Annotated in this window: 24 protein-coding genes; 12 read left to right on the top strand and 12 right to left on the bottom strand. The window is 69.6% G+C overall.

Translation table 11 applies throughout. The features are described 5' to 3' along the window. The first annotated feature begins 102 nt into the window (after positions 1-102). A complete protein-coding gene (locus AB8O64_RS18370) occupies positions 103-552 on the top strand; it encodes a MerR family transcriptional regulator (RefSeq protein ID WP_370420046.1) in 450 nt (149 codons plus the stop codon). Continuing rightward, positions 549-908, top strand: a complete 360-nt coding sequence (trxA, locus tag AB8O64_RS18365) for a thioredoxin (protein WP_370420045.1) — start codon at positions 549-551, stop codon at positions 906-908. The genes AB8O64_RS18370 and trxA overlap by 4 nt, the downstream gene beginning before the upstream one ends. Before the next feature lie 47 nt (positions 909-955). On the opposite strand, the gene AB8O64_RS18360 is transcribed toward trxA, so the two are convergent. Beyond that, positions 956-1852 carry a helix-turn-helix domain-containing protein gene (locus tag AB8O64_RS18360; RefSeq protein WP_370420044.1) on the bottom strand — a complete coding sequence of 299 codons (897 nt, stop codon included), beginning with the start codon at positions 1850-1852 and terminating at the stop codon, positions 956-958. 97 nt (positions 1853-1949) lie between these two features. Here AB8O64_RS18360 and AB8O64_RS18355 point away from each other — a divergent pair, with 97 nt between their 5' ends. After that, entirely contained in the window at positions 1950-2744 is a 795-nt protein-coding gene (locus AB8O64_RS18355) for an NAD(P)H-dependent oxidoreductase (RefSeq protein ID WP_370420043.1), read from the top strand. 9 nt (positions 2745-2753) lie between these two features. Here AB8O64_RS18355 and AB8O64_RS18350 read toward each other — a convergent pair whose 3' ends face one another. Continuing rightward, entirely contained in the window at positions 2754-3329 is a 576-nt protein-coding gene (locus AB8O64_RS18350) for an ArsR family transcriptional regulator (protein ID WP_370420042.1), read from the bottom strand. 76 nt (positions 3330-3405) lie between these two features. Between AB8O64_RS18350 and def the strand changes: the two genes are divergently transcribed. Then, positions 3406-4068 carry a peptide deformylase gene (gene def / locus AB8O64_RS18345; protein ID WP_370420041.1) on the top strand — a complete coding sequence of 221 codons (663 nt, stop codon included), beginning with the start codon at positions 3406-3408 and terminating at the stop codon, positions 4066-4068. A 32-nt stretch (positions 4069-4100) separates the two neighbouring features. Here the strand turns inward: def and AB8O64_RS18340 are convergent, their stop codons facing one another. The 3 genes from AB8O64_RS18340 to AB8O64_RS18330 are packed head-to-tail and all read right to left on the bottom strand — an operon-like array spanning position 4101 to position 6540. Further along, the gene (locus tag AB8O64_RS18340; RefSeq protein ID WP_370420040.1) at positions 4101-4886 is read right to left on the bottom strand and encodes an ABC transporter permease; all 786 of its coding nucleotides are present in this window, start codon (positions 4884-4886) and stop codon (positions 4101-4103) included. After that, complete coding sequence (locus AB8O64_RS18335; protein WP_370420039.1) at positions 4883-5842, bottom strand: ATP-binding cassette domain-containing protein; 960 nt, start codon at positions 5840-5842, stop codon at positions 4883-4885. The genes AB8O64_RS18340 and AB8O64_RS18335 overlap by 4 nt, the downstream gene beginning before the upstream one ends. A 26-nt stretch (positions 5843-5868) precedes the next feature. Further along, the gene (locus AB8O64_RS18330) at positions 5869-6540 is read right to left on the bottom strand and encodes a DUF4097 family beta strand repeat-containing protein (protein ID WP_370423895.1); all 672 of its coding nucleotides are present in this window, start codon (positions 6538-6540) and stop codon (positions 5869-5871) included. Positions 6541-6767: 227 nt separating this feature from the next. Between AB8O64_RS18330 and AB8O64_RS18325 the strand changes: the two genes are divergently transcribed. Then, positions 6768-7550, top strand: coding sequence for a helix-turn-helix domain-containing protein (locus AB8O64_RS18325; RefSeq protein ID WP_370420038.1), 783 nt, complete (start codon positions 6768-6770; stop codon positions 7548-7550). On the opposite strand, the gene dnaB is transcribed toward AB8O64_RS18325, so the two are convergent. Further along, the gene (gene dnaB, locus AB8O64_RS18320; protein WP_356451078.1) at positions 7517-9004 is read right to left on the bottom strand and encodes a replicative DNA helicase; all 1488 of its coding nucleotides are present in this window, start codon (positions 9002-9004) and stop codon (positions 7517-7519) included. The genes AB8O64_RS18325 and dnaB overlap by 34 nt on opposite strands. A 493-nt stretch (positions 9005-9497) precedes the next feature. Here dnaB and AB8O64_RS18315 point away from each other — a divergent pair, with 493 nt between their 5' ends. Next, entirely contained in the window at positions 9498-10835 is a 1338-nt protein-coding gene (locus AB8O64_RS18315; RefSeq protein WP_370420037.1) for an MATE family efflux transporter, read from the top strand. A 119-nt stretch (positions 10836-10954) separates the two neighbouring features. Here AB8O64_RS18315 and rplI read toward each other — a convergent pair whose 3' ends face one another. The 4 genes from rplI to rpsF form a co-directional block, all read right to left on the bottom strand. Next, positions 10955-11401: a 50S ribosomal protein L9 gene (gene rplI / locus AB8O64_RS18310; RefSeq protein WP_184734814.1), complete on the bottom strand. Its 447-nt coding sequence runs from the start codon at positions 11399-11401 to the stop codon at positions 10955-10957. A gap of 18 nt (positions 11402-11419) precedes the next feature. Continuing rightward, positions 11420-11656, bottom strand: a complete 237-nt coding sequence (gene rpsR / locus AB8O64_RS18305) for a 30S ribosomal protein S18 (protein WP_004950692.1) — start codon at positions 11654-11656, stop codon at positions 11420-11422. 75 nt (positions 11657-11731) lie between these two features. Beyond that, the gene (locus AB8O64_RS18300; protein ID WP_130878562.1) at positions 11732-12322 is read right to left on the bottom strand and encodes a single-stranded DNA-binding protein; all 591 of its coding nucleotides are present in this window, start codon (positions 12320-12322) and stop codon (positions 11732-11734) included. 81 nt (positions 12323-12403) lie between these two features. Next, entirely contained in the window at positions 12404-12694 is a 291-nt protein-coding gene (gene rpsF, locus AB8O64_RS18295) for a 30S ribosomal protein S6 (RefSeq protein WP_058045341.1), read from the bottom strand. A 275-nt stretch (positions 12695-12969) separates the two neighbouring features. On the opposite strand from rpsF, the gene AB8O64_RS18290 reads away from it, so the two are divergent. The 3 genes from AB8O64_RS18290 (at position 12970) to AB8O64_RS18280 (ending at position 15728) form a co-directional block, all read left to right on the top strand. Beyond that, complete coding sequence (locus AB8O64_RS18290; protein WP_370420036.1) at positions 12970-13299, top strand: hypothetical protein; 330 nt, start codon at positions 12970-12972, stop codon at positions 13297-13299. A 182-nt stretch (positions 13300-13481) separates the two neighbouring features. After that, positions 13482-14600 carry a peptidoglycan bridge formation glycyltransferase FemA/FemB family protein gene (locus AB8O64_RS18285; protein WP_130878564.1) on the top strand — a complete coding sequence of 373 codons (1119 nt, stop codon included), beginning with the start codon at positions 13482-13484 and terminating at the stop codon, positions 14598-14600. A gap of 96 nt (positions 14601-14696) precedes the next feature. Further along, entirely contained in the window at positions 14697-15728 is a 1032-nt protein-coding gene (locus AB8O64_RS18280; protein WP_130878565.1) for an alanine racemase, read from the top strand. A gap of 35 nt (positions 15729-15763) precedes the next feature. Here AB8O64_RS18280 and AB8O64_RS18275 read toward each other — a convergent pair whose 3' ends face one another. Continuing rightward, the gene (locus AB8O64_RS18275; RefSeq protein ID WP_370420035.1) at positions 15764-17257 is read right to left on the bottom strand and encodes a glycosyltransferase family 87 protein; all 1494 of its coding nucleotides are present in this window, start codon (positions 17255-17257) and stop codon (positions 15764-15766) included. Positions 17258-17383: 126 nt separating this feature from the next. Then, complete coding sequence (locus AB8O64_RS18270; protein ID WP_370420034.1) at positions 17384-20020, bottom strand: transglycosylase domain-containing protein; 2637 nt, start codon at positions 20018-20020, stop codon at positions 17384-17386. A 358-nt stretch (positions 20021-20378) separates the two neighbouring features. Here AB8O64_RS18270 and AB8O64_RS18265 point away from each other — a divergent pair, with 358 nt between their 5' ends. From AB8O64_RS18265 to AB8O64_RS18255, 3 genes are all read left to right on the top strand, one after another. Beyond that, positions 20379-21047: a PadR family transcriptional regulator gene (locus AB8O64_RS18265; protein WP_130878568.1), complete on the top strand. Its 669-nt coding sequence runs from the start codon at positions 20379-20381 to the stop codon at positions 21045-21047. Between the two features lie 49 nt (positions 21048-21096). After that, a complete protein-coding gene (locus AB8O64_RS18260; RefSeq protein WP_356451090.1) occupies positions 21097-22179 on the top strand; it encodes an inositol-3-phosphate synthase in 1083 nt (360 codons plus the stop codon). Between the two features lie 107 nt (positions 22180-22286). Next, positions 22287-23555, top strand: a complete 1269-nt coding sequence (locus AB8O64_RS18255; RefSeq protein WP_370420032.1) for an MFS transporter — start codon at positions 22287-22289, stop codon at positions 23553-23555. The last annotated feature ends 43 nt before the right edge of the window (positions 23556-23598 follow it).

Raw genomic sequence — 23598 nt, 5'->3', positions numbered from 1 at the left:
CCGGACCGCCCAAAGGGGTTTTGTACGGCCGCCGTACCGGCCGCGCCGGGTCCCTGCCGCGGGCTGGCCTTGACGCCGACGTCAAGGTCTACGGTCATGCCCATGCGCATCGGGGAACTGGCCCAACAGGCGGGCATCACCACCCGCACCCTGCGGCACTACGAGTCCCTGGGACTCCTGCCCGCCCGCCGCACCGGCAACGGCTACCGCACCTACGACGAGGAGGATCTGCGCCTTCTGCGGCAGATCCGCACGCTGGCGGACTTCGGCTTCGGCCTGGAGGAGACCCGGCCGTTCGTGGAATGCCTACGGGCCGGCCACCCGGCCGGCGACTCCTGCCCGGCCTCGCTGGAGGTCTACCGCCGCAAGCTCGCGGAGCTCGACGACTGCATCGAGCACCTCCAGCGCGTACGGGCCGAGGTCGGCGCCCAGCTGGCCCGCGCCGAATCGGCCCGCGCCGCACTGCAATCGGAAGCCGATATTCCGGGCGGCCCGCCGCCCCGCTGCGCCTTCACCCCGCCCGACACCGAACCAGGGAGCACCAAGCCATGACCAGCACGGCAACACACCCACCCGTCACTTCGGTCACCGACGCCACGTTCGCGGCCGAGGTGCTGGCCTCCGAACTGCCCGTACTCGTCGAATTCACCGCCGCCTGGTGCGGGCCCTGCCGCATGATCGCACCCGTTCTCGCGGAACTGGCGGTGGAGGAGGCCGGGCGCCTGAAGATCGTGGAGCTCGACGTGGACGCCAACCCGGCCACCCAGGCCGCCTACGGCGTCCTGTCCATGCCCACCCTCGTCCTCTTCCGCGCGGGCGAGCCCGTGACATCCGTCGTGGGCGCCCGCCCCAAGCGCCGTCTCCGCCAGGACCTGGCGGACGAGCTCCCCTGGCTCGTCCCCCGCTGACGGCCCTCGGGACCGACGGGCGAGGCCGGCCGACGGGGGGCACCCGGCTACGGCCGGGCGGCCACCGCCGCCGCGGCCGGGGCCAGCCGGGCGAGGGCGGCGGCCTCCGGGCTGCCCTCCTGGGCACTGAACACATGCACCACCAGGCCCGTCTCACCGGGCGCGGCGGGCACGTGCAGCGTCTCGAAGTCCAGGGTGAGCAGTCCGGCCACCGGGTGCCGCAGCCGCTTGCGGCCCGCCGCGCACATCACGATCTCGCCGCTGTCCCAGATCCGCCGGAACTCGGCACTGCGCTCGCCCAGTTCGGCGACGATCCCGGCCAGCTCCACGTCGTCGGGGTAGCGCCCCGCCGCGACCCGAAGCTGGCCCACGGCCTCCGCCGCCCTGTCCTCCCACTCGGGGTGGACGAGACGGGAGGCGGGGTCGAGGAAGAGGAACCTGGCGTTGTTCCGGTCGCGGTGGTCCGGACCGGTCAGGCCGCCGATCAGTTCGGAGCCCAGATCGTTCCAGGCCACCACGTCGAGGCGGTGGTCCGTCGCGAAAGCCGGCAGGTCGGTCATGGCGTCCAGGATCCGCCGCAGCAGGGGGCTGACCCGGGCCCTGGGCGCGGGGCCGTGCCGGGCGCCGGTCAGGGTGGCGAGGTGGCCGCGCTCCGCCGCGTCGAGGCCGAGCGCCCCGGCGAGCGCGTCGAGCACCTCGGGGGACGGCTGGGTGGCCCGGCCCTGCTCAAGACGCACGTAGTAGTCCACACTGATCCCCGCGAGCTGGGCCAACTCCTCGCGGCGCAGCCCGCGCACCCGTCGGCGACGGCCGCCGGTGAGCCCGACGTGTTCCGGCGCGACGCGCCCCCTGCGGGCGCGCAGAAAGTCGCCGAGCGCCCGCCCGGTGCCACCGGTCCCGTCGGTACCGCCGCCGTTCTCGACGCGGTTGTCCAAGCCGTCCATGGGCTCAAGTATGGGTGGCCCCCGCAGTACCAGGACTGCCGTTCCGCCGCCCGCCAGGGTGCTGGCTGCCCGGCCGCGCCCGGGAGAACGTGGCGGCATGAACGAAGCCACGCCGCAGCGGCAGAAGAAGATCCTCGTCGTCAGCGCCCACCCCGACCCCCGTTCGCTCAACGCCGCCCTCACCACCTTCGCGGCCCGGCACCTGCGCGCGGCGGGGCACGAGGTACGGGTGTCGGACCTCCATGCGATGAAGTGGAAGGCGGTACTGGACGCCGACGACACCCTCGACCACCCGGCGGACCAGCGGCTGCACGTGCTGGCCGCCCACGAGCGGGCCACGTCGGCGGGCCGACTGGCGTCCGACATCGCGGCCGAGCAGGAGAAGGTGCGCTGGTCGGACGCGGTGATCCTGCAGTTCCCGCTGTGGTGGTTCGCCATGCCCGCGATACTCAAGGGCTGGTTCGACCGGGTATTCACCTACGGCTTCGCGCACGGCCCGGCCGTCGGGCCGCCCTACAGCGAGGGCGCCCTGGGGGGACGGCGTGCGCTGGTGTCGGTGACGGCCGGCGCGCGGGAGTCGTCGTTCTCCGACCGGGGCATCCACGGCCGGCTGACGGACGTCCTCCACCCGGTGCAGCACGGCCTGTTCTGGTTCACCGGCATGACGCCGCTCGAACCGTTCGCGGTGTACGGCGCCAACGAGCTGCCGAAGGAGCGGTTCGAGGCGGCGAAGCGGGAGTACGGGCGCCGGCTCGACGGGCTCTTCACGGACGCGCCGGTCCCGTTCCGTTCGCTCGTCGGCGGCGACTACGACCACGACATGCGGCTGCTGCCGGGCGTCGAGGCCGAGGGGACGGCCGGGCTGGAGCTGCACATCCACCCGCGCGGCTGAGCGGCCGGGCTACCGGCCCGTCCCGTCCGCCGCGTCGGGAAGCAGCGGGAACAGCCGGGTGATGAGAGCCACCGGCCGGGCATCGTCCGGCCGGGCCAAGGGGCGCTGCTCACGGTCCCGGTAGGGGGCGAGCGCCCGTCGGACGGCATCCGCGACCCGGCTCATTTCCTCGGGGGTCAGATAGGCGACGGCACTGAAGGCCTCGTCGTGGCGCCATTCGGCCGGCGCCTGGTCGCGTCGGGCGAGCCAGCGCTGCCAGCTCTCGTCCTCCAGCCCTCGGGCCAAGTCGCCGAACTGCTCCTCCGCGGGCCCATCGGCGGAGGGGTCGTGCTGCCTCAGGCGCCAGGGGCGTGCGCGCCCCCCGCTGTGCGGGGCTTCCTCGATGTGCCCGTGGCGCGCGAGCTGCCGGAGGTGGAACGAGCAGAGTCCGGAGCTGTAGCCGAGCCGGGCGGCGGCTTCGGTCGCCGTGACGGTGCCGACCTCGGCCAACAGGTCCAGCAGGGCCGTACGGATGTCGTGCTCGCGCAGTGCGTCGCCGGTGTCCCGGGGCTGTCCGGGCGGAGCATTGAGGTCGTCTTCAGTCACTTTGCAAAGCCTGCTACTTTGCAAAGGCCTTGGCAAGGGGGCCTTGCTTGCGGCGTGCGCAGAAGGGGAGACAGCGATGCCAGTTCGTCACGATCCGTCCCGTCCCGTGGACCGGCGAGTCCGGTTACAGGGCCTGCCGATCGACGCGTATCCCGATCTGCCACCGGAGGCGGAGCGCGGTGCGGTGCGCCGGGTCACGGTGGTGGGTGAGGAGATCCTGAGCCGTGCGTGCCAGGAGGTGACCGAGTTCGGGACTCCGGAACTGTCGGCGTTGATCGACGACATGTTCCTGACGATGCGCGTGGCCGACGGTGCCGGCCTGGCTGCCAATCAAGTGGGGGTCGACCTGCGGCTCTTCGTGTACGACTGCCCGGACGAGGAGGGGATCCGGCATGTCGGCCACATCATCAACCCGGTTCTCGATCTGCCCGAGCCGGGCAGCCGCCGGCTCGTCGACGACTTCGAGGGCTGTCTGTCCGTGCCCGGGGCCACCATGACGGTCCCCCGCACCGACCGCGCCGTCGTCCGCGGGCTCGACAAGGACGGCGACCCCGTCGTCATCGAGGGCACGGGCTACTTCGCGCGGTGCCTGCAGCACGAGACCGACCATCTCTTGGGCCACACGTATCTCGACCGGCTGTCCAAGCGGGACCGCAAGGACGCCCTGCGGCAGATGGCGGACCGTCGCGAGGAGGTCTTCGCGCAACGCGCGGCCAGGGCCGCCCGGCTGAGCCGGTGAGGTACCCGATTCCTCGCCGGTGAGACGCTCGGTCACTTCGGGTCGCTGTTGAACTTCGCGGCCGACCAGAAGTAGCCGAGCACCGCGAGGCCTACGCACCAGGCGAGGGCGAGCCATCCGTTGTGGCCGATCTCGGTGCCCAGGAGCAGCCCGCGCAGGGTTTCGATGGCGGGGGTGAAGGGCTGGTATTCGGCGATGGGTTGGAACCAGCTGGGCATTCCGTCGACGGGGACGAAGGCGCTGGACAGCAGCGGCAGGAGGATCAGTGGCAGGGCGTTGTTGCTGGCGGCTTCGGCGTTGGGGCTGATCAGGCCCATGCCGACGGCGATCCAGGTGAGTGCGACGGCGAAGAGGACGAGCAGTCCGAAGGCCGCCAGCCATTCCAGGGGTGTGGCGTTGGTGGAGCGGAAGCCGATGGCGACGGCGACGGCGCCCACGAGGAGCACGCTGGCGATGGACTGCAGCACGCTGCCGATGACGTGTCCGATGAGGACGGAGCCGCGGTGGATCGCCATCGTGCGGAAGCGGGCGATGATGCCCTCGGTCATGTCGTTGGAGACGGACACCGCGGTGCCGATCGTGGTGCTGCCGATGGTCATCAGCAGCAGACCCGGCACGAGGTAGGCGATGTAGTCGGAGCGGCCACCGCCCCCTATGCCCGCGCTCATCACGTCGCCGAATACGTAGACGAAGAGCAGCAGCAGCATGATCGGCGTGAGCAGCAGGTTGAGGGTGAGGGAGGGATAGCGGCGCGCGTGCAGGAGGTTGCGGCGCAGCATGGTGGACGAGTCGCGTACGGCGAGGGTGAGGGAGCTCATCGCAGGGCCTCCTTGGGCTGTGCGGTCCGGTCGGGGCCGGTGAGGGCGAAGAAGACGTCGTCGAGGTCGGGGGTGTGGACGGTCAGTTCGTCGGCCTCGATGCCGGCGGCGTCGAGCCAGTCGAGGAGGGAGCGCAGTTCGCGCTGGCTGCCGTCGCTGGGGATCTGCAGGGCCAGGGCGTCGTCGTCCCGGGTGACCTCGCGCAGGGCGGTGGCGGCGGACCGGTAGGCGGCCGGGTCGGCGAACCGCAGCCGCACATGCCCGCCGGGGATGAGCCGCTTCAGCTCGGCGGCGGTCCCCTCAGCCGCGATCCTGCCGTCGTTCAGCACCGCGATACGGTCCGCGAGCTGGTCGGCCTCCTCCAGGTACTGGGTGGTGAGGAAGACCGTCACCCCGTCGGAGACCAGCTCGCGGATGATCTGCCACATGTTGTGGCGGGAGCGCGGGTCGAGGCCGGTGGTCGGCTCGTCGAGGAAGATGATCCGCGGGCTGCCGACCAGCGTCATGGCGATGTCCAGACGCCGCTTCATCCCACCGGAGTACGTGGAGGCGGGCTTCCTCGCCGCCTCCACCAGATCGAAGCGCTCCAGCAGTTCAGCGGCGACCCGCCGCCCCTCACGCCTCGACAGATGATGCAGATCCGCCATCAGGAGCATGTTCTCCTCCCCCGTGATCAAACCGTCCACAGCGGAGAACTGACCGGTGACACCGATCGCGGCACGCACCGCCTGGGGATCGGCGGCCAGGTCGTGGCCGCCGATGTGAATGCCGCCGGTGCCCGGATCGGCGGAGACGAGGGTGGAGAGGATCTTCACGGCGGTGGTCTTGCCGGCGCCGTTCGGGCCGAGCAGGGAGAAGATCGTTCCTTCGGGGACAGCCAGGTCGACACCGTCGAGCACGATCTTGTCGCCGTAGGACTTGCGCAGCCCGTTCGCCACGATGGCCAGGTTGGTCATGAGAGGCACTCCTTACGCGTCGCGGGTTACAGGCTGCGGGCGGTGACGTCGCCGTAGGCGGTGGTCGCGTGGATGCTCAGGCCGGCGGCGGCGCCGTCGGTGTTGTGGAGCGCGTTGTGGATCCGGCCGTAGGTGGTGCCGGCGTCCAGGGAGGCGGAGACCCCGCGGGCGGCGCCGACCGAGATCTGACCGTGCTCGGTGCGCAGCGTCACCGTGCCGCGCTGGGCCTCGGCGATGTGGAGGTCGCCCTTCTGCGTGCTGATCTCCGCGGGGCCACCCAGACGGCCGACGGAGATGTCGCCGGCGAGGAGGGTGAGGCGGGCGCTCGCGGCCTCGTCGATCTTGACCGTGCCCTGCGCGCCCTCGAAGGCGACGTCGCCGAGCCGGCCGACGCCCCGGAAGTCGGCACGGGCCGTCTTCGCCTCGATGCGGGAGCCGGCGGGCAGCTGGACGGTCACCTCCACGGATCCGGACTGGCCGAGGATCCGGTTCTTCGCCGGTGCGCCCTCGATCCGCAGGACGCCGTCGCGGTAGTCGACCGTGGTCTGCTCCGCGGCCTTCACGTCGCTGCCCTTCGAGGCGTTCGCGGGCCGGACCTCGACCACGGTGTCGGCGCGGTCGGCGGCGATGAACTGCACCCGCCCGGCGGGGATGTCGAGGACGGCGGCGACCGGGGCGGTGGTGGCGAACTTCTGCATCGTGCGCTCCTTCGAGTTGCTGTTGCTCTTTCCGATGAGGGAAAAGCTACGTTGCATTCGCAGAACGCTCAACACCTTCGTTGCACAGAATCGGTATCTATGCAGGTCAGAGCAGTTATTTCATTGCAATGCTGCTGAATTTAATGCAACGTCAGCCGCACGAACGTTGCAATGGATTGGGAGTGAACGCTATGCTGGCGGCCCCAAGGAGCACGAAGGAGACCCCGATGCCGGGAGGCAGGCTCACTCAGCAGGAACGCCAGCAGATCGCGCTGGGGCTGGCCGACGGCCTCGCCTACGCGGAGATCGCCCGGCGTCTCGACCGCCCGACCTCCACGGTCACGCGCGAGGTGATGCGCAACGGCGGCCCCACCTCCTACCGCGCCGACCTGGCCCACCGCGCGACCGAGCGCCGCACCCAGCGGCGCAGGCCGACCGCGCCCCGGGGGCCGGAGGTGCTCCCTCAGGCATACGGGCGCGACGCCGACGCCGTGCGGGAGTACCAGGAGGTGTTCACCACGGTCATGATGGCTTCGGGCATGCCCACGATGATGTCCCGGGTGCTGGCCTGCCTCGTCATCACCGACACCGGCAGCCTCACCGCGGCCGAGCTCGTCCAGCGCCTTCAGGTCAGCCCGGCGTCCGTCTCCAAGGCGATCACGTTCCTCGAGGGCCAGGGCATGGTCCGCCGGGAGCGCGACGAGCGCCGCCGCGAGCGCTACGTCGTCGACGACGACATCATGTACCGCTCGATGATGGCCAGCGCCCAGGCCATCGCCCACATCGTCGGGATCGCACAGCAGGGCGTGGGCGTCCTCGGCCCCGGCACCCCGGCCGGCGCCCGCCTGGAGAACATCGCCCGCTTCCTCGACTTCGTCAGCGAAAGCACCGCCCGCGCCGCGGAGCAGGCCCGCGCGGTCCTGCACACCAAGCCCGAACCGAGCGCCTCAGCGCCCGAGGAGGAAGCAGGCCCCGGTCAGGCCCCCGCCATGTCCACGAAGCGGGAGTAGTGGCCCTGGAAGGCCACCGTGATCGTGGCCGTCGGACCGTTTCGGTGCTTGCCGACGATGATGTCCGCCTCACCGGCGCGCGGTGACTCTTTCTCGTACGCGTCCTCGCGGTGGAGAAGGATGACCATGTCGGCGTCCTGCTCGATGGAGCCCGACTCACGGAGGTCGGAGACCATCGGCTTCTTGTCCGTGCGCTGCTCGGGACCACGGTTCAGCTGGGACAGAGCGATGACCGGCAGCTCCAGCTCCTTGGCCAGCAGCTTGAGGTTTCGCGACATGTCCGAGACCTCTTGCTGGCGGCTCTCGGCGCGCTTGGCGCCACCGGCCTGCATCAGCTGGAGATAGTCGATGATCACGAGCTTGATACCGGCGCGCTGCTTGAGCCGGCGGCACTTGGCGCGGATCTCCATCATCGACAGGTTCGGGGAGTCGTCGATGTAGAGCGGGGCGGTGGAGACGTCCGGCATCCGGCGGGCGAGGCGCGTCCAGTCCTCGTCGGTCATGGAGCCGGAGCGCATGTGGTGCAGGGCCACCCGGGCCTCGGCGGACAGCAGACGCATCGCGATCTCGTTGCGGCCCATTTCGAGCGAGAAGATCACGCTCGGCAGATTGTTCTTGATCGAGCAGGCGCGGGCGAAGTCCAGCGCGAGGGTGGACTTACCCATGGCGGGACGGGCGGCGATGACGATCATCTGGCCGGGGTGCAGGCCGTTCGTCAGGGAGTCGAGGTCGGTGAAGCCGGTGGGGACGCCGGACATCTGGCCGCTGCGCGAACCGATGGCCTCGATCTCGTCGAGCGCGCCCTCCATGATGTCGCCCAGCGGCAGATAGTCCTCGCTGGTGCGCTGCTCGGTGACCGCGTAGACCTCGGCCTGGGCCTTGTTGACGATGTCATCGACGTCGCCGTCGGCCGCGTATCCCATCTGCGTGATCCGCGTGCCCGCCTCGACCAGGCGGCGCAGCACGGCCCGCTCGTGGACGATCTCGGCGTAGTACTCGGCGTTGGCCGCGGTCGGGACGGACTGGACCAGGGTGTGCAGATACGCGGCGCCGCCGACGCGGGTGATCTCGCCGCGCTTGGTCAGCTCGGCCGCGACGGTGATGGGGTCGGCGGGCTCGCCCTTGGCGTAGAGGTCGAGGATGGCCTGGTAGACGGTCTCGTGCGCCGGGCGGTAGAAGTCGTTGCCCTTGAGGACCTCGACGACGTCGGCGATGGCGTCCTTGGAGAGCAGCATGCCGCCGAGGACGGACTGCTCGGCGTCGAGGTCCTGCGGGGGGACGCGCTCGAAGCCGCCCTGGGAGGACCAGGAGCCGCCGTCGTCGCCACCGCGGTCGTGCTGCGCGGACTGGTCACGGCGGCCGCCGCCGTCGCCGCGGCGGGGGCGGGAGACCGGGAGCCGGTCGCTGGGGCCGGCGTCCGCCCAGGGGTCGTCCATGGGCTCGGGGATGCTCACCCTGCCACCTCCTCCCGTCCGCGACGCGGACCTCGCCGTGCCACTCTTTCTTACGGCACGGCTCTGACAATTAGGACGCCCGACTCCGGTAATGCCGCGTCGAGTTCGTGCCGGTCTCGCGGGGCTTCCGAGGCAGGAACAGACGCTGGGCGCCGGTCCACGGTAGGGCCGCGGGCACCGTCAGCCAATCTGGTTATCCACAGGGCATGTGGATGAAGGCCCCCATCCTGTGGAGAAGTCCGTGGAACCTGTGCACGGGGCGGGGGAAACCACTGTGGACAAACACACAATCACTTGGCGTTCACCCCTCTGACCTGCACGTTTGCCATCCACCGGCTGTTGAGGAGAAAAACTTTCCCGGCTGGCCGAAGATCACGACAAACGGCGCAGAGAAGATCACCCACAGCAGCGAACGGTAAGGGCCACAGGACAGTTGCACCGATTACCTGTGGAAGATTACATTGGGGCCCATGACCCAGCCCCACATAGGCCCATGACCGAGGCCCACATACGCGACCGGCGCGGCCCCCGCCGGCACGACCGCGAGATCGTCGCCCTGGCCGTGCCGGCCTTCGCCGCCCTCGTCGCGGAGCCCCTCTTCGTGATGGCCGACAGCGCCGTCGTGGGCCACCTGGGCACCCCGCAGCTCGCCGGACTCGGTGTCGCCGCGGCACTGCTGACGACGGCCGTCAGCGTCTTCGTCTTCCTCGCCTACGCCACCACCGCCGCCGTCGCCCGCCGGGTCGGCGCCGGGGACCTCCCCGCCGCCATCCGCCAGGGCATGGACGGCATCTGGCTCGCCCTCCTGCTCGGCGCCGCGGTCATCGCCGTCGTCCTGCCCTGCGCCCCCGCGCTGGTGGACCTCTTCGGCGCCTCACCGACGGCCGCCCCCTACGCCACGACCTATCTGCGCGTGAGCTCGCTCGGCATCCCCGCCATGCTCGTCGTGCTCGCCGCCACCGGCGTGCTGCGCGGCCTGCAGGACACCAGGACCCCGCTGTACGTCGCCGTCGGCGGCTTCACCGCCAACGCCGCGCTCAACGTCCTCCTCGTGTACGGCGCCGGCCTCGGCATCGCCGGCTCCGCATGGGGCACGGTCATCGCCCAGTGCGCCATGGCCGCCGTCTACCTCGCCGTCGTCGTGCGCGGCGCACGACGCCACGGCGCCTCGCTGCGCCCCGACGCAGCCGGGATAAGGGCCTGCGCCCAGGCGGGGGTGCCGCTGCTCGTCCGCACCCTGTCGCTGCGCGCGGTCCTCATGATCGCCACGGCGGTCGCGGCCCGGCTGGGCGACACCGACATCGCCGCCCACCAGATCGTGCTGACCCTGTGGAGCCTGCTGGCCTTCGCGCTGGACGCCATCGCCATAGCGGGGCAGGCGATCATAGGGCGCTATCTGGGGGCGGACGACCCCGACGGGGCGCGTGCCGTCTGCCGCCGCATGGTGCAGTGGGGCATCGGCGCGGGGGTGGTGCTCGGTCTGCTGGTCGTGGTCTCACGGCCGGTGTTCGTCCCGCTGTTCACTTCCGACCCGGCCGTCAAGGACGCGCTGCTTCCCGCGCTCCTGGTCGTGGCGATCAGCCAGCCCATCGCGGGCGTGGTGTTCATCCTGGACGGCGTCCTGATGGGCGCCGGCGACGGCCCCTACCTCGCCTGGGCGATGCTGCTGGTCCTCGCCACGTTCGCCCCCGTCGCGCTGCTCGTCCCCACGTTCGGCGGCGGGCTGACGGCACTGTGGTGGGCGATGACGCTGATGATGACGGTCCGCATGCTGACCCTGTGGACCCGCACCCGCTCCGGCCGCTGGCTCGTCACGGGCGCGGTCCGTTAGGCCTGGCCGTACTCCAGGGGGCACCTGCCCCCCCCCGCCCGAAGCCAGGGCCCCCAACGGCGAAGGGCCGCACCCCCGAGGGGGTGCGGCCCTTCCATCGACTCAGTCGATCGCAGCTATCAGGCGGCGACGACGTCGATGTTGACCTTGGCGACAACGTCGGCGTGCAGACGCACGGTCACCTGGTGCGAGCCCAGGGTCTTGATGGGCGAGCCCACCTCGACACGACGCTTGTCGACCTTCGGGCCACCCGAAGCCTCGATCGCCGCAGCGATGTCGGCGGGGGTGACGGAGCCGAACAGACGGCCGGCGTCGCCGGCGCGGGTGCCAAGGTTGACCTTGACGCCCTCGAGCTGGCCCTTGACCTCGTTGGCCTGCTCGATCGTCGCGATCTCGCGGATCTTGCGACCACGACGGATCTGCGCGACGTCCTTCTCGCCACCCTTGGTCCAGCGGATCGCGAAACCACGCGGGACCAGGTAGTTGCGAGCGTAGCCGTCCTTGACGTCAACGACGTCACCGGCGGTGCCGAGGCCGGAGACCTCGTGGGTGAGGATGATCTTCATTTTTCGGTCACCCTTCCCTTATCGCGCGGACGAGGTGTAGGGCAGCAGCGCCATCTCACGGCTGTTCTTCACGGCCGTGGCGACGTCACGCTGGTGCTGAGTGCAGTTGCCGGTCACGCGACGGGCACGGATCTTGCCGCGGTCGGAAATGAACTTCCGCAGCATGTTCGTGTCCTTGTAGTCCACGTAAGCGGTCTTGTCCTTGCAGAACGCGCAGACCTTCTTCTTAGGCTTGCGCGGAGGCGGCTTCGCCATTGTCTCTCTCCTGTGTGATCAAGAAGTTTTTGTGCTGTCGCCCTCGGACCACAAGGGGTCCGGGCCCTTGCGGACCTAGAAGGGCGGCTCGTCCGAGTAGCCGCCGCCGGAGTTGCCGGAGCCGCCGCCCCAGCCACCGCCGCCGCCGCCCTGCTGGCTGCCGGACGGAGCACTGGTCGCCCACGGGTCGTCGGCGGGAGCACCGCCGCCACCCTGCTGGCCGCCGCCGGAGCTGTTGCCCCAGCCGCCGCCCTGCTGGCCACCACCGCCGCCGCCGCCGAAGCCACCCTGGCCACCGCGACCCGCGGTCTTGGTGACCTTCGCCGTGGCGTTCTTCAGGCTGGCGCCGACCTCTTCGACGTCGAGCTCGTAGACCGTGCGCTTGACGCCCTCGCGGTCCTCGTAGGACCGCTGCTTGAGCCGGCCCTGCACGATGACGCGCATGCCGCGCTGAAGCGACTCGGCGACGTTCTCCGCCGCCTGCCGCCACACCGAGCACGTGAGGAAGAGGCTCTCGCCGTCCTTCCACTCGTTGGTCTGGCGGTCGAAGGTGCGGGGAGTGGACGCGACGCGGAACTTCGCGACCGCCGCACCGGACGGGGTGAAGCGCAGCTCGGGGTCGTCGACGAGATTGCCGACGACCGTGATGACGGTCTCGCCTGCCATGGATGAACCTCTCGGCGGGTGTGCTGCTGGCTGCTTGCTACTCGTTGCGATGCAGCCCGATTACCTCTGAACCGCTGGGGTTCAGTGGGTCTCGGGACGGAGGACCTTGGTCCGGAGGACCGACTCGTTCAGGTTCATCTGGCGGTCGAGCTCCTTGACGACCGCAGGCGTGGCCTGCAGGTCGATGACCGAGTAGATGCCCTCGGGCTTCTTCTTGATCTCGTACGAGAGACGACGACGGCCCCAGGTGTCGACCTTCTCGACCTTTCCGTTGCCCTCACGGACGACGGAGAGGAAGTTCTCGATCAGCGGGGAGACAGCGCGCTCCTCGAGATCGGGGTCGAGGATGACCATCACCTCGTAGTGACGCATGTGGAACCCACCTCCTTTGGACTCAGCGGCCACGGTCGTTCCGTGGCAGGAGGGTCGTGATGCGTGAACAACGGTATCGGCCGACACTGACAATCAGCGGAAGTCCCTGGGTCGCCCCTGGAGACCGAAGCTGGTCTGGGCAGACACCGGTGCAGACGGTACACAGTACCCGCACTCCGGCTTCCGGTTGAAATCCAGGCGCCCGGCACCGCAATCTGGACCCATCGGGTGTGACCGGCGCTACAGTGCGCCGCCTGCCTACAGGAGGTATCCCCATGGCACAGGATGCTCGACCGCAACAAGGCCCCCGCTCGCTGCTCGGTTCCGTGCTGAACAGCGACGGCAAGGCCCACCCCGTCGAGAACACCTTTGTCGCCGTGACGGTCGTGCTCGGCGCGATCGCCTTCATCTCATCGGCCTTCCACCATCTGCACCTGCTCAGCTCCTGGACCGGCCTGGTCGGCATCCTCACCGGGGCCTGGGGCCAGTTCATCTCGGCCACGACGGGCGAGCGATTCCTGTTGGTCATCGGGCTCGGCGCCGCTGCCATCGGCTTCTTCCTGGGCATGGCGCACGGCGGGCTCTTCGGCGGCGTCCTCGGATAGCCGCGGGGCCGCGCCGGCCCCTGTGGGTCCCGCCCCGCCCGTATCCGCACTCCGGGTACAGGCGCGGGCGCACAGAGCCATGCGGCAGTACGCCCAACCGGGGCGCTCCCCTGTCGCAGTAGGCTTCGGCGCGAGAGCCGGAGCCCCGACCCTGGGGACACACCTGCCGAGGAGCGCCCCGCATGAGCCTGACCCTGAGGACCATTAGCCGTGAGCAGCATCTGGCGTACATCCAGAGCCTGCCCGCGGCCAGCCACATGCAGGTCCCGGCCTGGGCGGATGTAAAGGCGGAGTGGCGCTCGGAAAGCCTGGGCTGGTTCGACAAGACCGGCCGGCTCGTCGGCGCCGGTCTGGTCCTGTACCGCCAGCTGCCCAAGATCAAGCGATACCTGGCCTATCTGCCCGAGGGCCCGGTCATCAACTGGTTCTCCCCGCACCTCGACGACTGGCTGCGGCCCATGCTGGCCCACCTGAAGCAGCAGGGTGCCTTCTCCGTGAAGATGGGCCCGCCCGTCGTCATCCGGCGCTGGGACTCCAATGCCATCAAGTCCGGCATCGCCGACCCGGACGTCAAGCGTCTGCGGGACGTCGAGGCCACCCACATCGAGCCCCGCGCCTTCGAGGTCGCCGACCAGCTGCGCCGCATGGGCTGGCAGCAGGGCGAGGACGGCGGCGCCGGCTTCGGTGACGTCCAGCCGCGCTACGTCTTCCAGGTGCCGCTGGAGAACCGCTCGCTGGAGGATGTCCACAAGGGCTTCAACCAGCTGTGGCGCCGCAACATCAAGAAGGCCGAGAAGGCCGGCGTCGAGGTCGTCCAGGGCGGTTACGAGGACCTCGCGACCTGGCAGCACCTGTACGAGATCACGGCCGAGCGCGACAAGTTCCGCCCGCGCCCGCTCAGTTACTTCCAGCGCATGTGGACCGCCCTCAACACCGAGGACCCCAACCGCATGCGGCTGTACTTCGCCGTGCACGAGGGCGAGGCGGTCGCCGCGGCGACGATGCTGATCGTCGGTGGTCACGTCTGGTACTCCTACGGCGCCTCCGCCAACCACAAGCGCGAGGTCCGCCCGTCGAACGCGATGCAGTGGCGCATGCTGCGCGACGCCTACGCCCTGGGGGCGAGCGTCTACGACCTGCGCGGCATCGGTGACTCCCTCGACGAGAGCGACCACCTCTTCGGCCTCATCCAGTTCAAGGTCGGCACGGGCGGGCAGGCGGCGGAGTACCTCGGCGAGTGGGACTTCCCGCTCAACAAGCTGCTGCACAAGGCCCTCGACATGTACATGTCGCGTCGCTGATCCTTCGGCCCGGCCGTCCGCCGGGCCACGGGGCAACGCCGTCAGACACACGACCACGTCACACAGCAGACTCAGCGAAAGGTTCCGGGACCGGCCATGGCGCTCACGCTCTACGTCGACACCGCGCGTTGGCGGGCACACCAGCAGACCGTCCTTCAGCAGTTCCCGGGGATAGTCCCGGTCTGCAAGGGCAACGGCTACGGCTTCGGCCACGAGCGGCTGGCCGACGAGGCCGCCCGCTTCGGGACGGACATACTCGCCGTCGGCACGACCTACGAAGCGGCCCGCATCAAGGACTTCTTCAGCGGTGATCTGCTGGTGCTGACGCCGTTCCGCCTCGGCGAGGAGCCGGTGCCGCTGCCCGACCGGGCCATCCGGTCGGTCTCCTCCGTCGACGGCGTGCGCGGCCTCGTGGGCGCCCGCGTCGTGGTCGAGGTCATGAGCAGCATGAAGCGCCACGGCATCAGCGAGGAGGACCTCCCCAAGCTGTACGCCGCCATCGAGGACGTGCGCCTGGAGGGCTTCGCCATCCACCTCCCGCTGGACCGCACCGACGGCACCGACGCCGTCGGCGAGGTCATAGGCTGGATGGAGCGACTGCGCAACGCGCGGCTGCCGCTGCACACCATGTTCGTCAGCCACCTCAAGGCCGATGAACTCGCCCATCTGCAGCAGCAGTTCCCGCAGACGCGCTTCCGCGCCCGCATCGGCACCCGGCTCTGGCTCGGCGACCACGACGCCACCCAGTACCGGGGTGCCGTCCTGGACGTCACGCCCGTCGCCAAGGGCGACCGCTTCGGCTACCGCCAGCAGAAGGCGGCCGGCGACGGCTACCTCGTCGTGGTGGCCGGCGGCACCTCGCACGGCGTCGGCCTGGAGGCCCCGAAGGCACTGCACGGCATGATGCCGCGCGCCAAGGGCGTCGCCAGGGCCGGGCTCGCGACGATGAACCGCAACCTCTCGCCCTTCGTCTGGGCGGGCAAGCAGCGCTGGTTCGCGGAGCCCCCGCACATGCAGGTCTCCATCCTGTTCGTGCCCGGCGACGTCCCCGCCCCCCAGGTCGGCGACGAACTGGTGGCCCACCTGCGGCACACCACCACCCAGTTCGACCGGCTGCTCGATCACTGATCCACCCCCCTGATGCGGGGGCCGGAGCCGCGTGACTACGGTTCGCGGCTCGCGGCACCCCATTGGACACGTGTGCCTTCGTGCGTCTCCGCGTGCCGAGCCCGGCGCGCGGAGCCGAGGACGAATATGTCCGGGGCCCCGTCCAGCACACCGCCCGAGGGGTCGTCCGAGCCGTCCCGCCGGACGACGTCGCGCTCCGGCAGCAGGATGTCGCGCACGACGACGGCGCACAGATACAACGTGCCCAACAGGTGCAGCACGATCGCCAGTTGATAGCCCTCCAGGGGCAGCCCCTGGTGCTTGTCGCCGCTTCCCGTGTAGGCCAGGTGGAACCAGATGCCGAGGAAGTACAGGACCTCGCACGCCTGCCAGATGAGGAAGTCACGCCACTTCGGGCGGGCCAGCGCCGCGAGCGGGATCAGCCACAGCACGTACTGCGGCGAATAGACCTTGTTGGTCAGGATGAAGAGCGCCACCACCAGGAAGACCAGCTGCGCGAAGCGCGGCCTCCTGGGCGCGTACAGCCCGAGGGCCCCCAGGCCCAGACAGCCGAGGATCATCAGCAGCGTGGCGTAGGTATTGGCGTCATCCAGCGGATTCCCGGTGCGCTGGGAGATGAAGAGCCAGACCGAGCCGAAGTCGACCGGCCGCTCCTGGCTGAAGGTGTAGAACTTCGCCCAGCCCTCGCGGATGTGGAAGCCGCTCGCGTCGTGCGTCAGCATGACCGGCAGATTCACCACCAGCCAGGCCACGACCGCGCCGGACACGGCCCCGAGGAACGCCCGGTGGCGCCCGGCCCGCCAGCACAGGATGAACAGCGGCCCGAGCAGCAGCGCCGGATACAGCTTCGCCGCGGCGGCCAGACCGATCAGGATGCCCGCCCCGAGGGCCCGCCCGCGTGACCACATCAGCATCGCGGCGGCCGTGAGGGCGACCGCGAACAGATCCCAGTTGATGGTGGCCGTGAGGGCGAAGGCCGGCGCGAGGGCGACCAGGAGGGCGTCCCAGGGGCGGCGGCGGTGCGTCCGGGCCGTACAGAGGGCGATCACCGCGGTGCAGGCCATCAGCATGCCGGCGTTGACCAGCCAATAGAGCTGCTCGCGGTGCTGGATGCTCCCGCCCCCCGGGGTGAGCCGGGCGGCGATCTCCATGAACAACCCGGTGAGGACCGGGTACTCCAGATAGTCCATGCCACCGGAGACGGTCTGGGGGATCTTGTCGAAATACGGGATGAGCCCGAGATCGAAGCCGCGACCGCTGTAGAGGTGGGGGATGTCGGAGTAGCAGGCGTGGGTGTACTGGGTGGTGGCGCCGTAGAACCAGCCGTAGTTGTAGCAGGGCAGCTTCTGCACCATGCCGAGCGCGAACATGCCGAGCGCGACCAGCGCGATCACCCGGACCGGCGTCCACCAGCCCAGGCCGGTCAGGGCACGCCGCCCGGCCGGCCCGCCGATGAGCTCACTGCCGGCGGCGGCCACCTCGTCCTCGACGGTGGGCCGTACCTGCTCGTCGTCCCGCACGCTCCTCATGCGGACATCCTGCCGTAAGAGCCTGTCACCCGTCGGAGCCTGTGGATAACCTCGAGGGCCGCCCCGCGCGAACGCGGGACGGCCCTCGAAAAAGATCACTCCGGATGGGTGTACCGGCAGGTCGGCCTAATCGCCCGGACCGCCGAACAGCCCGCCCGGCCGGCCCCGGGTCGGATCCGGCTCCGGGGACTCACCCGGAGTGCCCGTCCCGCCCGGACCACCGGGACCGCCCGACGCGCCTCCGTTGCCGCCCCCCGGGCCACCGGAGCCACCGGGCTTGCACCGCGGGTCGAGCGGGTGGCAGGACCTGCTCGGCGACGGGGACTTGCTCGGGGTCTTCGACGGGGTCGGCGACGCCGACTTCGACGGGGTCGGCGACGCGGACGTCGACGGGGTCGGGCTGGGGGAGGGGCTCGCGCCGTCTCCGAAGATCTTCTTTCCGATCGGCTGCGCCGGTTCGAACTGCTCGATCGGCTTCCCCTTCAGCGCCTTGCCCATGTAATCGGCCCAGATCTCGGCCGGGAACGAGGCACCGTGGATCGTCGGCTTGCCACCCACACCGCGCATCGACAGGAATTCCTGCTTCTTCGCGTTGGGGTTGACGCGATACATGCCGATCGCGGTGGACAGCTGCGGGGTGTAGCCGGCGAACCAGGCCGACCGGTTCTCATCGGTCGTACCCGTCTTGCCCGCCACCGGGCGGTCACCGAGCTGCGCCGCGGTACCTGTGCCGTCCTGCACGACCGTCCTCAGCACGTCTGTGACGTTGTTCGCCACATTCGCGTCGAAGGCCTGTGCACTCTCCGTCTCGTGCTTGTAGAGCGGCTTGCCGTCCTTCTCCACCTTCTCGACCGAATAGGGGTCGATCTGCTTCCCGCTCGCGGCGAAGGTCGCGTAGGAGCCCGCCAGCCGGATCGCACTGGGCGCCGACGTACCGAGGGAGAAGGTCGGGGAAAGGGAGGCCAGCTGGTCCTCGTCCAGACCCGCCTTGACCGCCGATTCCTTCACCAGGTCGGTGCCGACGTCCATGCCGAGCTGGATGAAGGGGGTGTTCACCGAGTACTGCATGGCGGTACGCAACGTGACGAGTCCCTTGTCCTCGTCACCGTCGTTCCGCTGATGCCACTCGCTGCCGTTCTGGTCGTGCCAGATCTGGCCGTTGTAGTCCCGCAGCGTCAGCTTGTTGTCGCCGTTGTAGATGCTGTCCGGCGAGACGACCGTGCGCTGGGAATCGGTCTGGTGCGAGCCGAGGCCCGGATTGCGCTTTCCGTGCGTCATCGCGGCGGCCAGGACGAAGGGCTTGAACGTCGAACCCACCTGGACACCGGTGTAGTCGGCGTTGTTGGTGAAGTGCTCGAGCGCGTTCTCACCGCCGTAAATGGCGACGATCTTGCCCGTCTTGGGCTCCACGGACGCCCCGCCGAACTGCACGTGCTTGTCGACCTCGCGCGCGTTCGGCTTGATGTTGGCCTTGCGGACGTCCGCCACCGACTTGGCCAGCGCGTTCACTTTCTTCTTGTCGAACGTGGTGTGGATCTGGAATCCACCCTTGTCCAACTGGGCCTTGCTGAGATTGGAGTGCGCGACGATGTAGTTGTCGGCGAGGCTGGTCAGATAGCCGATCTGCCCGGCCCGGTTGGTCGCCGGCTTGGGCGGCTGGGGCTTCGGGAAGCCCTTCGCGACCCACTTGTCGCGCTCTTCCGGCGACAGGTACTTGTGGCTGACCTCGACCTCTCGGTCCAGCGTCCACTTCCAGCGGTCCGTGGCCCGCTTCGTGTTCTTCTCCGGAGTGGCCGCGGGGCCCTGACCGCCGTACGGGTCGTAGAGGTTGGGACCGTTCAAGGTGGCCGCCAGGAACGCGCTCTCGCTCGCGTTCAGCTCCGTGCAGTCCTTGTTGTAATAGGCCCGCGCGGCGGCCTGGATACCGTAGGCGCCTCGCCCGTAGTAGGCCGTGTTGAGGTAGCCCTCGAGGATCTTGCTCTTGTCCTCGGTCGCCCCCACCTTTATCGAGATCAGCAGCTCGGTGGCCTTACGCGTCAGCGTCTGGTCCTGGCTGAGGTAGGTGTTCTTCACGAACTGCTGGGTGATCGTCGAACCACTCTGCGTCTCACCGCCCTGAGCCATCTTGACCACGGCCCGGGCGATACCCATCGGGTCGACGCCCTGGTCCTCCCAGAACGTGGCGTTCTCGGCCGAGACCACCGCGTTCTGCATCGCCTCGGGAATCTTGGCGATCGGCACGATCTGACGGTTGAGCTCACCACCACCGGCCACGACCATCTGGTCGCCGTCCGCCCAGTAATAGACGTTCTTCTGGACGGTCGAGGCGGCCCGCGCCGTCGGCACCTGCACGATCAGCAGCGCGATGCCGACCACACCGATGATCAACCCGAGAAACGCGATGCACAGCCCGGTGACCAGCTTCCAGGACGGCAACCAGCGCCGCGCCCCGACCTTGCCCGCACGCGGGTAGTCGATGAACCGCTTCTTGGCCGGGCGGCCGCCGTCCCGCCGCCCCCGGCCCGCTCCGCCGGCCCCCGGGGCCGGGCGTCTGCGCCCGGTGGCGCTATCACCACGCTGCGCCCCGCGCCGCGCTTCGGCCCTGCTTGTGTACTGCGGCTCGGCCATGCGGCCATGGCCGGGCTCGGCCGCGCCCCCCGGCGGTGCGGCGCGGCGGCCGGCACCCGGCTGCTGCGCCGCGCGCCGGGACGCGGCCCGTCCGCCGCCCTGGGACTGCGGCGGCTTGCGACGATGCTCGCTCATCGAACGACTACTCCTCGGGCAGGCGCTATCGCCTGAAAGCGGCAGGTGGCTTCCGTTCCCCCCGATGCGCGATCCGGGCCCCCCTGAGCAACCGGGCGCACTGCATCCAGGACGAGGACGTCTGACGACGTCACACGGTTCCCGGTGGTCTGCATGGCGCACAGACTACGCACGGCCAAATCCCGCCCACTGGGGATGTTCACTCCAAATCAGGCGGGTTCTGTCCCACGAATCAGTGATGTGACCTCGTTCACCGTGCCCCCTCTTGTCGCAACAGGACGCTCGTTCTATCGTCTGGATGTATCGAGTCGATACATCAGCTCGGCATAAGGGACGTAGAGGACCAAGGAGGCGAGAAATGAGCAGACGCTCCGGCATCCTTGAGTTCGCCGTCCTCGGCCTGCTCCGCGAGTCTCCGATGCACGGCTATGAGCTGCGCAAACGCCTCAACACCTCACTCGGGGTGTTCCGTGCGTTCAGCTACGGCACCCTCTACCCCTGCCTGAAGACTCTGGTCGCCAACGGATGGTTGATCGAGGAGCCCGGCAGCGCTCCGGAGGATGCCCGCGCGGCATCACTGGCCGGTCGCCGGGCGAAGATCGTCTATCGGCTGACGGCGGAAGGCAAGGAGCACTTCGAAGAGCTCCTCGCCCACACCGGCCCGGACGCGTGGGAGGACGAGCACTTCGCCGCCCGCTTCGCGTTCTTCGGGCAGACCTCGCGGGACGTGCGCATGCGGGTGCTGGAAGGCCGCCGCAGCCGGCTGGAGGAGCGCCTCGAGAAGATGCGCGCCTCCCTGGCCCGTACCCGCGAGCGGCTGGACGACTACACCCTCGAGCTCCAGCGTCACGGCATGGAGTCGGTGGAGCGTGAGGTCCGCTGGCTGAACGAGCTGATCGAGAGCGAGCGGGCCGGGCGCGACCAGCGCAACGGCTCCGCCGCGCAGGACACAACCGGGGATACGGACGGCCTGCCCCGGCACCGGGGTTCCTCCCGGCCGGATCCGTCCGATGACACCGCCAAGTGAGCTCTGCACTCCGCAGGGCTTTGTCGAGTACAAACAGGGAGCAACCGGAATGGGTTCGGTTCGCGTAGCCATCGTAGGCGTGGGCAACTGCGCCGCCTCGCTGGTTCAGGGCGTCGAGTACTACAAGGACGCCGACCCGAACGGCCGCGTGCCGGGTCTGATGCACGTGCAGTTCGGCGACTACCACGTCGGTGATGTGGAGTTCGTGGCCGCGTTCGACGTCGACGCGAAGAAGGTCGGCCTCGACCTCGCGGACGCCATCGGCGCCAGCGAGAACAACACCATCAAGATCTGCGACGTGCCGTCCACGGGTGTCACCGTCCAGCGCGGCCACACCTACGACGGTCTGGGCAAGTACTACCGCCAGACCATCGAGGAGTCCGCCGAGGCCCCGGTCGACATCGTCCAGGTCCTCAAGGACAAGCAGGTCGACGTCCTGGTCTGCTACCTGCCGGTCGGCTCCGAGGACGCGGCGAAGTTCTACGCGCAGTGCGCCATCGACGCCAAGGTCGCCTTCGTCAACGCTCTGCCGGTCTTCATCGCCGGTACCAAGGAGTGGGCGGACAAGTTCACCGAGGCGGGCGTCCCGATCGTCGGCGACGACATCAAGTCGCAGGTCGGCGCCACCATCACGCACCGTGTGATGGCGAAGCTCTTCGAAGACCGCGGTGTCCGCCTCGAGCGCACCATGCAGCTGAACGTCGGCGGCAACATGGACTTCAAGAACATGCTCGAGCGTGACCGCCTGGAGTCCAAGAAGATCTCCAAGACGCAGTCCGTCACCTCGCAGATCCGCGACCGCGAGCTGGGCGACGACAACGTCCACATCGGCCCGTCGGACTACGTGGCCTGGCTGGACGACCGCAAGTGGGCGTACGTGCGCCTCGAGGGCCGTGCCTTCGGTGACGTCCCGCTGAACCTCGAGTACAAGCTCGAGGTGTGGGACTCCCCGAACTCCGCGGGTGTCATCATCGACGCCGTGCGCGCCGCGAAGATCGCCAAGGACCGCGGCATCGGTGGCCCGATCCTCTCCGCGTCCTCGTACTTCATGAAGTCGCCGCCGGTGCAGTACTTCGACGACGAGGCCCTGGAGAACGTCGAGAAGTTCATCAAGGGCGAGGTCGAGCGCTGAGCGAGGCCTGACGCGGCGCGCTGAGCGCGCCGCAGCCGCACTCCGCTTCTCCGCAGGCCCCCGGGTAATCCACCCGGGGGCCTGTGTGGTGTGTGAGGCTGTTCGGCATGCCTGTTGTGCGTGATCTGCGCGTCCTGCTGCGTCTGCGCGATTTCCGCCGTCTGCTGGCCGTACGGCTGCTGTCCCAGTCGGCCGACGGTGTCTATCAGGTCGCGCTCGCCACGTACGTCGTCTTCTCGCCCGAGAAGCAGGCCTCACCGGCGGCGATCGCCTCCGCCATGGCCGTCCTTCTGCTGCCCTATTCGCTGTTGGGCCCGTTCGCCGGAGTCCTGCTGGACCGCTGGCGCCGACGCCAGGTGCTGCTCCACGGCAATCTCCTGCGAGCCGCCCTGGCCATCGGCACGGCGCTGCTCATGGTCGCCCGCGTCCCGGACTGGCTCTTCTACGTCTCCGCGCTGTCGGTCACCGCCGTCAACCGCTTCGTCCTCGCCGGACTCTCGGCCGCCCTGCCCCGCGTCGTCGACTCACGCGAGCGCCTGGTCATGGCCAACTCCCTCTCCCCGACCGCCGGTACGCTCGCCGCCACCGCGGGCGGCGGCCTCGCCTTCGTCGTCCGCCTGGCCTCCCCCGAAGGCCACGCGTCCGACGCGCTGGTCGTACTTCTGGGCGCGGCACTGTACTTGTGCGCCGCACTCTCCTCGCTGCGCATGCCCGTGGACCTGCTGGGCCCGGACATCTCACCGACCCGGACTCCCCTGGGCACCACGGTGCTGGCCACCGTGACGGGGCTGACCGCAGGGCTGCGCCACCTGGCCGAGCGGCCCACCGCCGCCCGGGCGCTGGGCGCGATGACCCTGATGCGGTTCTGCTACGGCGCGCTGACGGTGACTTTGCTGATGCTCTGCCGGTACGCGTGGACCGACGACGACTCCGAAGGACTCGCCCTGTTGGGCCTCGCCGTCGCCGTGTCCGGCGCGGGGTTCTTCGCGGCGGCCGTCATCACGCCGTGGGCCACCGCCCGGTTCGGCCCGCTCGGCTGGATAGTGGTCTGCGCCGCGGCCGCGGCGCTCCTCGAACCCGCTCTGGGCCTGCCCTTCGAGCGTGTCCCGACGCTGATCGGTGCCTTCGTCCTGGGGCTTGTCACCCAGGGCGCGAAGATCTCCACGGACACGGTGGTCCAGTCGTCCGTCGACGACGCCTTCCGCGGCCGGGTCTTCTCGCTCTACGACGTGCTGTTCAACGTCGCGTTCGTGGGAGCGGCCGGAGTGGCCGCCCTGATGCTGCCGCCTGACGGCCGGTCGGTCGTGCTGGTGGTAACGGTGGCCGTGATCTACGCGGCAATTGCTGTGGCTATGACAGGTTTTCGTCGCCGTTAAGTGTCACATCAAGGCTACAGCCACCCTCTGAGCTGCGGATATG

Source organism: Streptomyces sp. QH1-20 (genome assembly GCF_041283565.1).
Taxonomy (GTDB): Bacteria; Actinomycetota; Actinomycetes; order Streptomycetales; family Streptomycetaceae; genus Streptomyces; species Streptomyces syringius.
The sequence above is the reverse complement of the archived record's forward strand: the minus strand, read 5'-3'. Positions and strand labels throughout refer to the sequence as shown.

Coding starts and splice junctions, on each gene's coding strand:
- AB8O64_RS18315 (WP_370420037.1), top strand. CDS start 9,498: ATGACCGAGGCCCACATACGCGACCGGCGCGGCCCCCGCCGGCACGAC.
- AB8O64_RS18370 (WP_370420046.1), top strand. CDS start 103: ATGCGCATCGGGGAACTGGCCCAACAGGCGGGCATCACCACCCGCACC.
- AB8O64_RS18355 (WP_370420043.1), top strand. CDS start 1,950: ATGAACGAAGCCACGCCGCAGCGGCAGAAGAAGATCCTCGTCGTCAGC.
- AB8O64_RS18280 (WP_130878565.1), top strand. CDS start 14,697: ATGGCGCTCACGCTCTACGTCGACACCGCGCGTTGGCGGGCACACCAG.
- AB8O64_RS18330 (WP_370423895.1), bottom strand. CDS start 6,540: ATGCAGAAGTTCGCCACCACCGCCCCGGTCGCCGCCGTCCTCGACATC.
- AB8O64_RS18290 (WP_370420036.1), top strand. CDS start 12,970: ATGGCACAGGATGCTCGACCGCAACAAGGCCCCCGCTCGCTGCTCGGT.
- AB8O64_RS18260 (WP_356451090.1), top strand. CDS start 21,097: ATGGGTTCGGTTCGCGTAGCCATCGTAGGCGTGGGCAACTGCGCCGCC.
- AB8O64_RS18265 (WP_130878568.1), top strand. CDS start 20,379: ATGAGCAGACGCTCCGGCATCCTTGAGTTCGCCGTCCTCGGCCTGCTC.
- AB8O64_RS18340 (WP_370420040.1), bottom strand. CDS start 4,886: ATGAGCTCCCTCACCCTCGCCGTACGCGACTCGTCCACCATGCTGCGC.
- AB8O64_RS18300 (WP_130878562.1), bottom strand. CDS start 12,322: ATGGCAGGCGAGACCGTCATCACGGTCGTCGGCAATCTCGTCGACGAC.
- trxA (WP_370420045.1), top strand. CDS start 549: ATGACCAGCACGGCAACACACCCACCCGTCACTTCGGTCACCGACGCC.
- AB8O64_RS18275 (WP_370420035.1), bottom strand. CDS start 17,257: ATGAGGAGCGTGCGGGACGACGAGCAGGTACGGCCCACCGTCGAGGAC.
- AB8O64_RS18325 (WP_370420038.1), top strand. CDS start 6,768: ATGCCGGGAGGCAGGCTCACTCAGCAGGAACGCCAGCAGATCGCGCTG.
- AB8O64_RS18270 (WP_370420034.1), bottom strand. CDS start 20,020: ATGAGCGAGCATCGTCGCAAGCCGCCGCAGTCCCAGGGCGGCGGACGG.
- rplI (WP_184734814.1), bottom strand. CDS start 11,401: ATGAAGATCATCCTCACCCACGAGGTCTCCGGCCTCGGCACCGCCGGT.
- AB8O64_RS18255 (WP_370420032.1), top strand. CDS start 22,287: ATGCCTGTTGTGCGTGATCTGCGCGTCCTGCTGCGTCTGCGCGATTTC.
- rpsF (WP_058045341.1), bottom strand. CDS start 12,694: ATGCGTCACTACGAGGTGATGGTCATCCTCGACCCCGATCTCGAGGAG.
- AB8O64_RS18285 (WP_130878564.1), top strand. CDS start 13,482: ATGAGCCTGACCCTGAGGACCATTAGCCGTGAGCAGCATCTGGCGTAC.
- AB8O64_RS18360 (WP_370420044.1), bottom strand. CDS start 1,852: ATGGACGGCTTGGACAACCGCGTCGAGAACGGCGGCGGTACCGACGGG.
- AB8O64_RS18335 (WP_370420039.1), bottom strand. CDS start 5,842: ATGACCAACCTGGCCATCGTGGCGAACGGGCTGCGCAAGTCCTACGGC.
- def (WP_370420041.1), top strand. CDS start 3,406: ATGCCAGTTCGTCACGATCCGTCCCGTCCCGTGGACCGGCGAGTCCGG.
- rpsR (WP_004950692.1), bottom strand. CDS start 11,656: ATGGCGAAGCCGCCTCCGCGCAAGCCTAAGAAGAAGGTCTGCGCGTTC.